At 60.8% G+C, this 15,271-nt stretch carries 11 protein-coding genes; 5 read left to right on the top strand and 6 right to left on the bottom strand.

All coding sequences use genetic code 11. The features are described from left to right. Positions 1-125 precede the first annotated feature (125 nt). Positions 126-1,538 carry a helix-turn-helix domain-containing protein gene (locus tag ACSQ9D_RS01685; protein ID WP_436280900.1) on the bottom strand — a complete coding sequence of 471 codons (1,413 nt, stop codon included), beginning with the start codon at positions 1,536-1,538 and terminating at the stop codon, positions 126-128. Between the two features lie 191 nt (positions 1,539-1,729). On the opposite strand from ACSQ9D_RS01685, the gene aceA reads away from it, so the two are divergent. Beyond that, entirely contained in the window at positions 1,730-3,019 is a 1,290-nt protein-coding gene (aceA, locus tag ACSQ9D_RS01680; RefSeq protein ID WP_436280899.1) for an isocitrate lyase, read from the top strand. A 22-nt stretch (positions 3,020-3,041) separates the two neighbouring features. Continuing rightward, entirely contained in the window at positions 3,042-3,278 is a 237-nt protein-coding gene (locus ACSQ9D_RS01675) for an SMc00767 family acetate metabolism repressor (protein ID WP_007530190.1), read from the top strand. A gap of 19 nt (positions 3,279-3,297) precedes the next feature. Here ACSQ9D_RS01675 and ACSQ9D_RS01670 read toward each other — a convergent pair whose 3' ends face one another. From ACSQ9D_RS01670 to ACSQ9D_RS01650, 5 genes are all read right to left on the bottom strand, one after another. After that, entirely contained in the window at positions 3,298-4,167 is an 870-nt protein-coding gene (locus ACSQ9D_RS01670; protein WP_436280898.1) for a LysR family transcriptional regulator, read from the bottom strand. A gap of 294 nt (positions 4,168-4,461) precedes the next feature. Further along, positions 4,462-6,303 (bottom strand): methyl-accepting chemotaxis protein, encoded by a 1,842-nt coding sequence (locus ACSQ9D_RS01665; protein WP_436280897.1) that lies wholly within the window; start codon positions 6,301-6,303, stop codon positions 4,462-4,464. A 189-nt stretch (positions 6,304-6,492) separates the two neighbouring features. Beyond that, entirely contained in the window at positions 6,493-9,021 is a 2,529-nt protein-coding gene (locus tag ACSQ9D_RS01660; protein WP_436280896.1) for a methyl-accepting chemotaxis protein, read from the bottom strand. A gap of 290 nt (positions 9,022-9,311) precedes the next feature. Continuing rightward, on the bottom strand, positions 9,312-9,455 hold the full coding sequence (locus tag ACSQ9D_RS01655; RefSeq protein WP_197065892.1) for a hypothetical protein: 144 nt from the start codon (positions 9,453-9,455) through the stop codon (positions 9,312-9,314). A 149-nt stretch (positions 9,456-9,604) separates the two neighbouring features. Next, entirely contained in the window at positions 9,605-10,786 is a 1,182-nt protein-coding gene (locus tag ACSQ9D_RS01650; protein WP_436280895.1) for an NAD(P)/FAD-dependent oxidoreductase, read from the bottom strand. Positions 10,787-10,912: 126 nt separating this feature from the next. On the opposite strand from ACSQ9D_RS01650, the gene ACSQ9D_RS01645 reads away from it, so the two are divergent. From ACSQ9D_RS01645 to zwf, 3 genes are all read left to right on the top strand, one after another. After that, positions 10,913-12,349 carry a glutamine synthetase family protein gene (locus tag ACSQ9D_RS01645; protein WP_436280894.1) on the top strand — a complete coding sequence of 479 codons (1,437 nt, stop codon included), beginning with the start codon at positions 10,913-10,915 and terminating at the stop codon, positions 12,347-12,349. A gap of 13 nt (positions 12,350-12,362) precedes the next feature. Then, a complete protein-coding gene (locus ACSQ9D_RS01640) occupies positions 12,363-13,661 on the top strand; it encodes an NAD(P)/FAD-dependent oxidoreductase (RefSeq protein WP_436280893.1) in 1,299 nt (432 codons plus the stop codon). A gap of 133 nt (positions 13,662-13,794) precedes the next feature. Further along, positions 13,795-15,270 (top strand): glucose-6-phosphate dehydrogenase, encoded by a 1,476-nt coding sequence (gene zwf / locus ACSQ9D_RS01635; protein ID WP_436280892.1) that lies wholly within the window; start codon positions 13,795-13,797, stop codon positions 15,268-15,270. Position 15,271: the final 1 nt, after the last annotated feature.

Here is a 15,271-nt window from a genome sequence, read left to right as displayed (position 1 = left end):
TCTCCTGTCTTCTTCTTGTTCGGCGCCGCTTCCGCGGACGCCCTGCCCTCTGGTTTTTCAGGCAGACTAGAAAGGTTTTCGGGAGCCGACAAGCGCAAAAACCAGCGGTCTCAATCATTTCACAGTCATTGAAAATCGAAGCTGCTGAGACCTGCAACCACCTCATCGAGCCCCAATGGTCGTGTGACAGGCGGCTCGGCGCGCGCAAGGCAACCGCGCCGCTCGCAAAGTCGGCAAGCAGGTCCGATGGCGACCGGCTGCTGGGCGGCTGCAGCCTGGCCGTAGACCGACGCTTCGCCGGCAGCAGTTTCACAGCCTATTAGCAAGGCCGTGCGCCTGACGCGCTCGCCGAACGCGGCGCTCGGTCCCTCAAGCGTCCGGGAGACTGTGAGATAGCTGGCGCCATCTGGCATTTCGACCGTTTCGGCAAGAATCTGGCCCGGCTGCAGAAAGGCGGCATGAATGTTCAGCTTAGGACAGCCGCCACCGAAACGCGAATGCGGGAACCCTTGAGCTCCGGCGCGCCGCAGCCGGTGACCGGCGGCATCGATTTCAATCATGAAGAACGGAATGCCAGATGCGCCGGGTCGCTGCAGCATGACCAGCCGGGTTGCCGCCTGCGCATAGGAAACGCCGAAGCGGGCGCGAAGGATATCGACATCGTATCGGCTGCCCTGGGCAGCAGCGAGAAAGGGCGCACAAGGCATGGCAAGGGCCAGCGCGCCGTAACGACAGAGTTCGAAGCGCGCTATCCGCTTCGCCTCAGGCGTCGACAATGCCAGACCATCGAGTTCCGCCAGGATCGGATCACGCAATGCAAGCGTTGCAACCTCGATGGCGATTTCGTGCGCCTGATCGGCTGGCGACAGGCGTTCGGAAACGAAGAGCCGCATCGAGTGCCGATCGAAGCGACGGCGCAGATCCGGCATGACGTGCACCGGGAGGACGCGCACGCTGATGCCGCGCTCCGCCCGCAGCCACTCCCTGAAGGCGGCCGGGAGATCGCGCGTCTCGGCAAAACGTGCTGAGAAAGCCTCTGCCGCATCTTCCAGCGCGGGGAAGTAGGCCGAGCGCCGCTCCAGGACATCGCGGACCTCGTCGGCCGGAAGCCGCGCACCGGCGAGCGGGATCTGTCCTGCTCCCGCTGTCAGCGACGTCAGGTCCGACAGGCGAGCCGCCTGCTCGCTATAGGCGCGGTAAAGTTTGATGATGCCGCTTGCCGCGTTCGGCGCAGCCTCTGCCACCTCCACGAGCTCCTGATCGCCGGGAAGTTCGCCGGCCAGGAGCGGATCCGCGAAAATCTCCCTTAGCTGATTGAGGCTGCCGCCGCTCTCATCCCTCAGCTCCTCCAAATCGACCTTGTAGACCGACGACAGCTTCAGGAGCAGTTGCACCGTGAGCGGCCGCTGGTTCCGCTCGATGAGATTGAGATAGGAAGGAGAGATGCCAAGCTCCTCGGCCATCGCAGACTGCGTCAAGCCGAGGCCGTTGCGAATGCGCCGGACCTTCGGTCCCGCAAAAATCTTGCGCTCCGCCATGTGACAACCCTTTACAAAACTCCGCGGACGGAAATTTACAATAATTTACAAATTTACAGAATACCTTTGTCACGGTTTTGCATCGTAACTCGTTTCTGACCAAATTTCCATAGATATCTCTGGTCTTTTTCTGCGTTTTGTAAATTCTGTCAATCATCCAAACCGACCACACAATATGCAAGGAGCATGACATGACAGAATTTGACAAGCTGCACCGAGACGTCCCCACAGGGCGCTTCTACGGAATCGAGCGGCCTTACTCGATCGACGACGTCCGGCGGCTGCGTGGCTCCGTGGAACTGCGTTACACGCTTGCGGAAATGGGCGCCAAGCGGCTGTGGCAACTTCTACATCAGGATGATTTCGTCAACGCGCTCGGCGCGCTTTCGGGCAATCAGGCGATGCAGATGGTCCGGGCCGGATTGAAGGCAATCTACCTCTCGGGCTGGCAGGTTGCCGCCGATAGCAATACCGCCTCGGCCATGTATCCGGATCAATCGCTCTACCCGGCAAACGCCGGCCCGGAACTCGCCAAGCGAATCAACCGGACCTTGCAGCGCGCCGATCAGATCGAAACGTCCGAGCAGAACGGCCTGTCGGTCGAGACCTGGTTTGCACCGATCGTCGCCGATGCGGAGGCAGGCTTTGGCGGCCCGTTGAACGCCTTCGAGATCATGAAGGCCTATATCGAAGCGGGTGTGGCCGGGGTTCACTTCGAGGATCAGCTGGCGTCGGAGAAGAAGTGCGGCCACCTTGGCGGCAAGGTTCTGATCCCGACTGCGGCACATATCCGCAATCTCGACGCGGCTCGTCTCGCCGCAGATGTGATGGGGGTCCCAACGCTCGTCATCGCCCGCACGGACGCGGAGGCAGCCAAGCTGCTGACGTCTGATATCGACGAACGCGACCAGCCCTTTGTCGATTATGATGCCGGCCGCACGGTCGAAGGCTTCTATCAGGTTCGCAATGGGCTCGAGCCCTGTATCGCTCGCGCCGTCGCCTATGCGCCGCACTGCGATCTCATCTGGTGTGAAACCTCAAAGCCGGATCTGGAGCAAGCCCGCCGCTTTGCCGAAGGCGTGCACAAGGTGCATCCTGGCAAACTGCTCGCCTACAATTGCTCACCGTCGTTCAACTGGAAGAAAAACCTGGACGACGCGACGATTGCCAAGTTCCAGCGCGAACTCGGTGCGATGGGCTACAAGTTCCAGTTCATCACACTTGCCGGATTCCACCAGTTGAACTTCGGCATGTACGAGCTCGCCCGAGGCTACAAGGAGCGACAGATGGCCGCCTATTCCGAACTGCAGGAGGCCGAGTTCGCGGCCGAGATCAACGGCTACACCGCGACCAAGCATCAGCGCGAGGTCGGCACCGGTTACTTCGATGCCGTTTCGATGGCCATCACCGGCGGACGTTCGTCGACCACGGCGATGAAGGGCTCCACCGAACACGCACAGTTCAAACCAGCAGCAGAATGATTGCACCAAGGAGGAGAATGCCATGCCTACGCTTGCACGCGTCAAGGAACGCGCTGAAGAACAGTCCACCTGCATGACGCCGGATCAGCAGACGACGATCCGCATGCTGGCCAACGACCTGCACCGGCTGAACCAGTCGGTCATGAAGGCGGTCGATGCCGGCGTATCGGTCGAGCTTGTCCGCTCGGCAAGACACCATGGCGGCGACGGGAACTGGGGAGACCTTTTGATCCCCGTCATCGTCGCGGGGCGCAACTGAACAGGTTCCGTCGGCGCCCTCAGCTTCGGCTGGGGCGCTTGCCCGCAAAGAGATCGACATAGCTCTTCAGCAACTTCGTCATTCGATCGGCAACGGTCCGGATTTCCGGTCGATGCCGATCTTCGTTGTTCATGACGATCCACTGCCGGTGGCGCAACTCCGGCAGCTCAACGCCGAGGCGCTGCAGTTCGGGATCGAGGTCGCCCACGAAGCACGGCAACACCGCCTTGCCGGCCCCCGCCCTCACCAGCTCCGGCAGCGAGCGCGGCCGGTTGACGGTCGCAACGATCGAGCCGGCTGCGTTGCGATGCGGCCAGCGGAGGTAGTTCGAGATGGCATCCTCTTCGGCGACGGCCACCCAGCGCTCATCGGTTCCGTCGGCATTGCGCTTCGTATAGACCGCATAAGCCACCTCGCCGAGCAGGCGCGCGGCAAGATTGCCTTCCTCCGGTTCGAAGGCGCGGATACCGATGTCGCTTTCCCTGTAGTTGAGATTGGCGCGCGCTTCACCGATGGTCAACGAGACGGCGAAGGCATCGCCGGGCCTGCGCACCGCCGCGAAATTCTCCGTCAGAAGCCATGCGATCCAAGTGCCGGCGGCGATCCTCACCGTTGCGCCGACGCTGCCGGCCTGCCACCAGGCATCGACCTTGCGCGCCACCGCCTCCATGTCCTGCAGATGATCCAAAAGCACCTGGCCGTCGACGGTGAGGCTGTAGCCCGTCTGACTGCGAACAAAGAGAGCCTTGCCGATCTCGTGTTCCAGATCGAGCATGCGACGGCCGATCGTAGCGGGGCTCAGCCCGCTCGATGCGCTGGCACCGGTCAGCCCACCAAACCGAGCTACCTGAAGAAAAAGCTGAAAAGAGTCCCACTGCATGTTTTTCATTGGCAAAAAACATAGTGAGATAATTCGCGTTTATAAAGCATATGTTGAGGAATAACGAAAGCGATGCCCAAGAGAGAAGGACATCGCCATGATTACTCTAATCGCCATCGCACAGATTGCAGATCTGCTGAACGAAAGCCGCGACAAGCATACGCCAAGAGCCGAAAAGGAATTCTACGAGAGCGTCGGCAGCTCCCGCTTGGTCCGCTTTGCGACCCTCCTCACGGCTCCCCGTCTAAGCGCCAAAACGCTTCGCTCCCGAACAGCGAAGTCCTGCCGATCCGAGTGCAGCGATCAGGCCGCGTGCCTCGCCCGCTCATAATCGGGAGTGGCTTCGAAGCGGAACTGCTGAACCAGCGCCATCAAGGCATCGGCCTCATTGGCAAGCTGGCGGCTCGCCTCGGTCGTTTCCTCGACCATCGCGGCGTTCTGTTGCGTCATCTGGTCCATCGCATTGACGGCCCCATTGACCTCCTGCAGAGCGGCCGATTGATCTTGGCTTGCCGTTGCGATCGTTTCGACGTGACTGCTGATCGCGATGATCTCCTGGCTGATCGCGGCGAGCACCGAGCCGGTCTTCTGCACGAGGCCGGACCCGGTCATGACTTCCCGCGTCGACTTCTCGATCAGGCCCTTGATTTCGCGCGCGGCGTCTGCGGAGCGCTGCGCAAGCTCGCGCACCTCCTGCGCAACGACGGCGAAGCCCTTGCCTGCCTCACCGGCCCGCGCCGCCTCGATGCCGGCGTTCAACGCCAGAAGGTTCGTCTGAAACGCGATCTCATCGATGACTTCGATGATTTGTTCGATCTGCTTCGAGGCCTCCTCGATACGGTCCATCGCCGCGACCGCGTCGCTGACCACGGCGCCGGAGCCATCGGCGTTCTTCTTCGTCACGGATACGGCATCGTTCGCCTCGCGCGCACGCACCGCAGAGGATTTGACTGTTACGGTGATTTCCTCGACGGCGGCGGCAGTTTCCTCGAGATTGGCAGCCTGTGCTTCCGTGCGCTTCGAAAGCTCGTTGGCGGAAGCCAGCATGGCGCCGGAATTGCTCTGGATCGAAGCGGTGTTGTCACGAATGCGGGCCAGCGTTTCCTGCAGGCGGACGAGCGACGCATTGAAATCGACGCGAAGCTGCTCCAGGCGACCGACGAACGGCGTCTGGATCGTCTGAGAGACATCGCCCTGCGCCAGACGCCCCAACCCGGCCGCGAGCTGATTGACGGCGAAGTCAATCTGACCGTCGAGCGCGCGCTTCTCGGCATCGTTGCGGGCGCGCTCGTCGTCGCTGAGCTGCCGCTGTTCGGCCGCCTGCGTTTCCAATGACTGGCGAGCGCGGGCGTTATCCCGGAAGAGAGCCAGAGCACGTCCGATCGCGCCGAACTCGTTCTGCTTCTCCACACAGGGGATTGGCCCATCGAGATGTCCGGCAGAGATCCTATGGATGGTAGCGGTCAGCGCTTCCAGCGGCCTTACGGACGCCCGGATGGCGAAGTAAGCGATCAAGCCGACGAGGAGCAATACCGCCACACCAGCGCCGGCCACCAGTGTCAGCAGCTGCTGCAGACTGTTGTAGTAGACTTCCATCGGGATGCCGATGAAGAGGATGCCGACGTTTGAACCGGTCGCGTTCTTGACCGGGAAATAACCTGTCATGAACTTCCGACCGAACAGCTCTGCCGGGCCGTAATAGGCTTGCCCCTTGGCCAATACCGCCTGCGCGGGGTGGTCCGCGGCGAGCTTGGTGCCAACGGCGCGGTCGCCGTTCTCCTTCTTCACGTTCGTCGAAACGCGGACGTAGTCGCTGCCCTGGCGTTCAAATACGGTGGCAACCCCTGCAATCGACTGCGCGGTGCGATCGACCAGAACATGATCGCCGAGCGAGGGAAGCTTCTCTTCCGTTACGCCGGCGAGCTCGTTGTTGCTGACCTCGATCTTCACCGCCGGATCGCTGGCGCCATAGAGGACGGCCATTGTCCGGCTCGCATCCTTGGCGTCCGACACGGCGCTCGTCATCACATAAGCGCTCAGATTGTAGTAGGTGACACAGACGATCGCCGCGGTGCTGAAGGTGAGTAGTACGAGCGTGATGGCAACGATCTGGCGAACGATGGAAGCCGAGAACAGGCGCAGCATAGATATCCCCCGAGACATGAGCCTCGCAGGCTAATTCGAAAAATTTAAAGAAAATCTTCAAAATGTTGACAATCGTCAAAAAATTGAAATTAGGCCCCACTCCGGCCGTCGCCAGGGCGCGGAACGCGGAAAACAAAAAGACCCCGTCGTTGTGAACGGGGCCTTGCTCGGCGATGGCTTTTGATCGTCTTATGCGGCGCGATAGATCGTGCCCTGCGTGTCGCCGTCGATCTTGAACTGCTGGATCAGTCGCCGGAGCAGATCCGCTTCTGTTGCAAGCTCGCGGCTCGCGGCTGTGGTCTCTTCGACCATCGCGGCATTCTGCTGCGTCATCTGATCCATCTGGTTGACGGTCGCATTGACCTCCTGCAGCGCGCTCGATTGGTCGTGGCTTGCACGCGCGATCGTCTCGACGTGCTGGCTGATCGTGACGATCTGGGCGCTGATCTTTGCGAGCACCGTGCCGGTCTCCTGCACGAACTGCGAGCCGGAGCTGACCTCTGTCGTCGACTTGTTGATGAGGCCCTTGATCTCCTGTGCGGCGGCGGCGGAGCGCTGCGCAAGTTCACGCACCTCCATGGCGACGACAGCAAAGCCCTTGCCGGCTTCACCGGCGCGCGCCGCTTCGATGCCGGCGTTCAATGCCAGCAGATTGGTTTGGAATGCGATCTCGTCGATGACGCCGATGATCTGCTCGATCTGGCGGGATGCATCCTCGATACGGCCCATCGCATCGATGGCATTGCTGACGACCACTGCCGAGTCGTCGGCGCTGCGCTTGGCCTGGCGGACGATCTGATCGGCGTCCTTGGCACGCTCCGCGGAGGAGCGGACCGTCACCGTGATCTGTTCAACCGCGGCGGCGGTCTCTTCGAGCGACGCGGCCTGCTGCTCGGTACGCTTGGAGAGATCTTCGGCGGACTGAGCCATCTGGTTGCCGTTGCCCTGGATCATCTCGACGTTGTCGCGGATCTGGCTCATGGTGGCCTGGAGACGCATCATCGAACCGTTGAAGTCCTGGCGGAGCTGCTCGAGACGCCCGATGAACGGCGTATCAATCGTTGTCGAAATGTCACCCTGCGACATCCGCTCGAGACCGGAGGCAAGCGCATTGACCGCAAACTCGATCTGGCGATCCATCTCCCGCTTCTCGGCATCGTTGCGATGGCGCTCATGCTCGGCTGCGGCGCGCTCTTCATCGCTCTGTTCCTCGATGCGGATCTTGGAGATCGCATTCTCCTTGAAGATGCCGAGCGCGCGAGCAATGTCGCCGATTTCATCATGGCGTTGATCGCCCGAGATGTTGGTATCGAGCGCGCCGTCGGCAATGCGACGCATCGCGGCGGTGATTTGGCCGATCGGACGCTGCAGCGTCAGAACCAGGGCGATACCACCGATGATCGAAACCAGAATGCCAAGGCCGGTCGTCAGTACCGAAATGCCGTTCGCCTGCGTGCGCTCGGCGCCCGCGCTCTGCTTCTGCAGTTCGGCAAAGGTCGTCAGCTGACCCCAGACGGCATCGAGCTGCTGGCGGGCGGATGCGTAGTCGGCAACGCGCTGGTTAATCGTATCGACGAGGCCCTGGGCGTCCTTGTCCATCGAGGCAAGAGCCGGAGACATGGCCGCGACGATATCTTCCGCGAAGTTCATACCCTTCGCGCTGGCGAGCAGCGTGTTCAGGTTGGTGCCGAGCGTCGCGATCTCCTGATGCAGGCGCACGCGGTTTTCCTTGCCCGGCTTGGCAGCGAATTCACCCAAGACGAGCTGCAGTGAATAGATTGCGCTCTCCAAACGACGCGTATCCTCGAGAACTGAGTTCGTCTGGGCGATGCGGCTATCAAGCGCGACGAACGTGGTGGTCGCCTCGCGCATCATCTGCGTTGCTGTCAGCTGCGTGTAGGTCGACATCTGACGGAAGCGGGAGACAAGCCGCCCGAGATTGGCGATCGCTTCATCGGTGCCGGCGTCGGCGGCAGTTGCCTGCGCCTTCACGTCGCTGATCGTCTGCGACAGCGACTGCGTCATGCTCTTCTGGTTCTGCGGCACAGAAATCTCGATCAGCCGCTGTGCCTTCGTAATCGCAGGAATGGCGTCGGTGACGACCTTCAGCTTGTCGGCCGGCAACTGGGCCTTGTTGAAGTCGCTCATGACGGTAGCAAGTGTATCGCCACCCTTCAGCAGGCGATCGGCGGCGCGCAGCGTTGCCGTGGCGTTGCCTTCGTCCTTGCGGATGTTTTCTTCAAGCTGCTGTGCATCGTAGTTCACGTTGAAGCGGCTTGTGATCATCACCTTCTGCGCGTCGTCGATCGACTTGCGGAGAGCGAGCTCCTGCTCATGCAGGGTCCAGAGCTTGCTCACGGTGTCGGCGATCCCCGAAGTGCCGTCTGTCGCGGCCACAAGGTTGTCGCGGCCGCCATTGTCACCGATCTGCTTGAGCGTGGCGTTCAGCGTGCTTTGCTGTGTCTTGATGTCCCCATAAAGCTTGTCACGTGCTTCCTGGCTGGTGATCTGCAGGAAGTCGTCCATGGAGCCGTAGAGATCCTTGAACCCGCTCAGCGACTGGAGGACGCTGTTGGAGATTTCCATACGCCCCTGCAGCAAGCCGGAAGCATATAGGCCCGTCAGGCCAACAGCAGAGATGCTCACGACGAAGGGCAATACAAAGATCAGGACCTTGGTCTTGATCTTGAAACGGGAAAGAATCTTATCAATCAACATGGCGGTTCCGGCCTTCCATACACCACTCCTCCCGCCGGCCGCCTGGCGGGGCGCCGACCGAGTGCATCGAGCTGCTTTATTGGAACTATTGGAATCCCGGACACGAGGTCCGGGCGGCAGTCATTGCCAGCTCGCCTCACGCCAACACGGAAGCGCCCAAAAATCATCGCGTGAGTTTTGCAGAGGATGTCTTAATTTTCGGATAAGCGCAAATGACGGACAGCCGCGTTCAAATCGATTTATCCGCGAGATGGCCGGGCCGCCTCATACTGACCTATAGATCGCGAATGTCAGAACAAACGCGCAAGGAGGAGAGCGACTACGGCGGCCAGTGCACTGGCAGAGATGGCAAAATAGCGTACGGCGACGAGCTTGTTGTCCGGCTTGGCTTGAGCGATTGCAATGGCGCGGGCGCGTCGAGTGTTCTTGTTCATCTGCAGAACCTCACTTCATCTCTGGCATAACAATCCAACAAAACGACTTGTTGGTAAAGCTCTATTTAGGAAGTGCTTTTCCATCCGTCATTGAGGCAGGATGGCGCACCCTCCTTAAGAACTCTTGAATCGAGCGGGTTGTTTCGTGCCTACAAAGATTCACCGGCAACGAAGCCGGAAGCCCAGGCCCACTGGAAATTATAGCCGCCGAGCCAGCCGGTCACATCGACGCATTCGCCGATGAAATAGAGACCCGGGACGCCCTTCGCCGCCATGGTACGGGAATCGAGTGCGGCCGTATCGATGCCGCCGAGCGTCACTTCGGCCGTCCGATAACCCTCCGAGCCCGACGGCTTGATCTTCCAGTTCTGCACGGCGTCGACCAGGCGCAGCAAAACCTTGTCGGGAAGATCGGCCATGTGACCCGCGATGCCTTCCCGCTCTGTCAGGTATTGCGCCAGCCGCTTCGGCAGAATCTCGGCCAGTGCGGTCTGCGCGGATTGCCGGCCATTCGCCTTTTTCGCGGCCTTCAGGTGTTCCAATAGATCGATATCAGGCTCGATATCGACGGCAATGTCATCGCCCTCACGCCAATAGGAGGAGATCTGCAGGATCGCCGGGCCGCTGAGACCGCGGTGCGTGAAAAGCAGGGCTTCGCGGAATGCGGTCTTGCCGTGGCGGATTTCGGCAGGCGCGGAAATGCCCGATAGTTCCGAAAGGCTTTCGAGCGTGGTTTGATCCACGGTGAGCGGTACGAGGCCGGGCCGCGTCTCCACCACGGGAAGGCCGAACTGCTCGGCGACGCGATAGGCAAAGCCGGTCGCTCCCATCTTCGGAATCGACTTGCCGCCGGTCGCCATGACCAGCGAGCGGCATTCGTAAGCGCCCTCCGACGTGAAGATGCGGAAGCCTTCGCCGCTCTTCTCAACGTCGAAGATCTCCGTGCGCAGATGCAGGGCGGCACCAGCGGCTTGCATCTCGTCGAGCAGCATGCGGATGATGTCCTTGGCGCTGTCGTCGCAGAACAATTGACCAAGCGTCTTTTCGTGCCAGGCGATCCGGTGGCGATCGACCATGGCGATGAGATCCGACGGCGTAAACCGCGCCAGGGCCGATTTGCAGAAATGCGGGTTGGCGGAGAGGAAGCTCTTCGGACCGGTGTTTATGTTGGTGAAGTTGCAGCGGCCGCCGCCGGAGATGCGGATCTTTTCGCCCGGCGATTTCGCATGGTCCAGAACAATGACGGTGCGGCCGCGCTGGGCGGCGCGAATGGCGCACATCATGCCGGCGGCGCCTGCGCCGATGACGATCACATCGCTGTTTCGCTGCAAAACAACTTCCCTTGTCGAAAGGCGTCTTCTTTTTCCATCAAGAGGCGAAAGTCAACGTGCCCGCCCCCTCGCCAATTGCCAAACTCCAGCTATGATGCCTTCACGATCAACGCAAACCGGTGTGTCATGTCCCCAAAAAAGACGACGCTGAAGCCTGCCAGAAACGTACCTGCCTCGAAGAAGACACCCCCGGACCCCGGACACCAGCGTGGCGTGACAAACTGGAAGGAAGCAGCGCAGTTCTTGCGGGCGCGTGGCATCGAAGACATCGAATGCATCACCCCGGACCTTGCCGGCGTGCCGCGTGGCAAGATGATGCCGAGCTCCAAATTCACCTCGAACACCTCGCTTGCCCTGCCCTCGGCGATCTACCGTCATACCATCTCCGGCGAGTATCCGGATGAGACGGAAAGCTTCCGCTACGAGCCGCGCGACAGCGACCTGAAGCTGGTTCCGGATCTCTCGACGCTTTCGGTCGTTCCCTGGGAAACCGATCCGACGGCGCAGGTGATCTGCGACATCGTTAGTTCGGATGGTGAAGAGGTTCCCTACACGCCTCGCAACGTTCTTAAGCGCGTACTGAAGCTTTACGGCGACCGCGGCTGGAAGCCGATCGTCGCGCCTGAGATCGAGTTTTATCTCGTTGCCAAGAACGACGACCCGGACTATCCGCTGCATCCGCCGAAGGGCCGCTCCGGCCGCGCGATCCTCGGCGGTCAGGGCTATTCGATCGCCGGCATCAACGAGTTCGACGAACTGATCGACGACATCTACCACTTCTCGGAAAAGCAGGGCCTCGAGATCGATACGCTGATCCACGAGGAAGGACCGGCGCAGATGGAAATCAATCTGCGCCACGGCAACCCTATAGAGCTTGCCGACCAGGTCTTCCTGTTCAAGCGCACGATCCGCGAAGCCGCGATGAAGCACGGCATCTACGCGACCTTCATGGCCAAGCCGATGCAGGGGCAGCCGGGTTCGGCCATGCACATCCACCAATCGGTCGTGAACCAGGAAACCGGCAAGAACATCTTCTCCAATCCCGACGGCTCTGCATCGCGCGAATTTTTCCACTTCATCGGCGGCCTGCAGAAATACGTGCCGAGTTCCATGGTGATGCTGGCACCTTACGTGAACTCCTATCGCCGGCTGACGCCCGATATGTCCGCGCCCGTCAACAATGCCTGGGGCTACGACAACCGGACGACGGCTTTCCGCGTGCCGGTATCTGATCCGCAGGCAAGGCGTGTCGAAAACCGCCTGCCGAGTTCGGACGCCAATCCTTATCTCGCGCTCGCCGCGTCGCTCGCCTCGGGCCTGCTCGGCATCATGAAGGGCATCGAGCCGACCGCGCCGACGGAGGATACGGCGAACGAAGGCTCGATCGATCTGCCGCGTGGTCTTCTGGAAGCAGTCGCGCTGATGGAAGACGAGGAAGCTTTCGAGGAAATATTCGGCAAGGAGTTCCTCGGCATCTATGCCGGCGTGAAGCGCGGAGAGTTCGAGACCTTCATGCAGGTGATCAGTCCCTGGGAGCGCGAATTCCTTCTGCTGAACGTGTAAGAAGGGCTCCGTCATGACAACGCAAGAGAGATGGCAGAGCCCCATTGCGCCCGGCATTTCGTGGTATCAAGCAACAGTCGGCGAGCGGCCGACTTACCCCGAAATCGACGGCTCGAAGACCTGTGACGTCGCGATCGTCGGCGGCGGCTATACCGGGCTGCAGGCGGCCTACAACCTTGCCAAGTCTGGCGTCTCGGTGGTTCTCATCGAGGCGTGCCGGTTTGGCGACGGCGCTTCCGGGCGCAATGGCGGCCAGCTCGGCACCGGACAGCGCTGGTGGCCGGAAGAGCTTGAGGAACAGATCGGCTACGAGCGTTCGCGCGCGTTGTTCGATCTCGCCGAAGCCGCCAAACAACATCTCATGGATTTTGCCTCCGACCATCAGATCGACATGGACTACATGCCGGGGCAGATGAACGTGGCGCACAAGGAGAGCTACAAGCCGGACTACTACGAAAACGCCGAGATCGCGGCTATGCGCTATAACTACCCGCATGTGCGCTTCATGGACAAAGCCGAAACCCAGGAACGGCTTGGCTCGACGCGCTACTATTGCGGCGTTCGCGACACCGGCACGGGCCATATCCACCCACTGAAACTGCTGATCGGCCTTTCCCGCGTTGCGGCCAATGCCGGCGCGCAAGTTTTCGAGATGACGAAGGCGACAGCGATTCGTCAGACCAGCGGCAAGGTGATGATCGAGACGCCGAGGGGCACGATCACCGCCGACAGGGCGCTGATTGCCTGCGACGGCTACATCGGCAATCTCGAGCCGGTGACGGCAAGCCACGTGATGCCCATTCGCTCCTTCATCGGCGCCACCGCTCCGCTCGACCGCTATCCGGAGCTACTGTCCGGTGGTGAAGCCGTGGCCGACTCACGCTTCGTCGTGCGCTACTTCCGCAAGTCCAGGGACGGGCGGCTGCTCTTCGGCGGCCGGGAAGCCTATACGGCCGATAACCCGCGCGACATGACGCAGCACATCCGCCGACAGATTGCTGAGATCTACCCGGCGCTGCGGGATATCGAGATCACGCACGCCTGGGGGGGCTCGGTCGGCATCACTATGCCGCGGCAGCCCTTCGTGCGCGAAGTCATGCCTGGAGTGACGTCCATCGGCGGCTATTCCGGGCATGGCGTGATGCTGTCCAATTATTGCGGAAAGCTCTATGCTGAAGCAGTGCTTGGACGATCGGCGGATTTGGAGCTCTTCAAGTCGCTGGATATTCCAGCTTTTCCAGGGGGTGCGGCCATGCGTGCTCCGCTGCTTTTCCTGGCGCTCTCCTGGTTTGCACTGCGCGACAAGTTTTAGTCAGATTGCGGATTTCATCGCGCGGCAATTCGAACTAAAACCTCTTTCCGAGAGATTCATTGCGTCGCACACTGGCTTTTTTAAATCGATTAGATTAAAGAGCCAATAACCCGTCTGATTGAGAGACACCCTCATGAGCAGCCAAATCATCCCCGTTGAACCCTTTGATTATGTCGTTTTCGGCGGCAGCGGCGACCTTGCAGAACGCAAGTTGCTGCCCGCCCTTTACCATCGTCAGATCGAGGGGCAATTCTCCGAGCCAACTCGTATCATCGGCGCTTCGCGCAGCCCGCTTACGAACGAGGAATACCGCAAGTTTGCCCAGGACGCCCTGAAGGAGCATCTCAAGAAGGGTGAGTACGACGAGGCCGAGGTCGCGAAATTCCTGCAGCGCCTGTACTATGTGCCCGTCGATGCGCGTTCGGACGCCGGCTGGGATCAACTGAAGAAGCTTCTGGATGAGGGCAAGGATCGCGTGCGTGCCTTCTACCTCGCCGTCGCGCCGGGCATCTTCGGCGACATCTCGCAGAAGATCCATGACCACAAGCTGATCACCAAGTCGACGCGCATTGTTGTCGAGAAGCCGATCGGCCGCGATCTCGCTTCCGCCCTGCAGCTGAACGACACCATCGGCAGGGTCTTCAAGGAAGAACAGATCTTCCGTATCGACCACTACCTCGGCAAGGAAACGGTGCAGAACCTGATGGCGCTGCGCTTTGCCAACGCGCTCTACGAGCCGCTGTGGAACGCCAACCATATCGACCATGTGCAGATCACGGTTGCCGAGTCCGTCGGTCTTGAGGGACGCGCTGGCTACTACGACACAGCAGGCGCACTGCGCGACATGGTGCAGAACCACATCATGCAGCTCGTCTGCCTGGTCGCGATGGAAGTTCCTTCCTCGATGGACTCCGAAGCCGTCCGCGACGAGAAGCTGAAGGTGCTGCGCGCATTGAAGCCGATCAACGCATCGAACGTCGAGACCAGCACTGTTCGCGGCCAGTATCGCGCCGGCGCTTCGGGCAGTGGTCCAGTCAAGGGCTACCTGGAAGAGCTCGAAGGCGGCGTTTCGAACACCGAAACCTTCGTTGCCATCAAGGCCGAGATCGGCAACTGGCGCTGGGCCGGCGTTCCCTTCTACATCCGCACCGGCAAGCGTCTTGCCGGTCGCATGTCGGAGATCGTCATCACCTTCAAGCCGATCCCGCACTCGGTCTTCGACCAGTCCGCCGGCCGTATCAACCAGAACCAGCTCATCATTCGCCTGCAGCCTGACGAAGGCGTCAAGCAGTCACTGATGATCAAGGATCCAGGTCCGGGCGGCATGCGTCTTCGCAACGTCTCGCTCGACATGAGCTTCGCCGAGTCCTTCTCGGTGCGGAACCCGGATGCCTACGAGCGCCTGCTGATGGACGTCATCCGTTCCAACCAGACGCTGTTCATGCGCCGCGACGAAGTCGAGGCCGCATGGCAGTGGGTCGACCCGATCCTCAAGGGCTGGGAAACGACCGGGCAGAAGGTTCAGGGCTATACCGCCGGCACCTGGGGGCCCAGCCAATCGATCGCGCTCATCGAGCGTGACGGCCGCACCTGGCACGACAACCTGTAGG

The sequence above is a fragment of the Rhizobium sp. LjRoot258 genome (assembly GCF_964254185.1).
Classification (GTDB): domain Bacteria; phylum Pseudomonadota; class Alphaproteobacteria; order Rhizobiales; family Rhizobiaceae; genus Rhizobium.
This window is presented reverse-complemented; position numbering and strand designations above follow the sequence as displayed.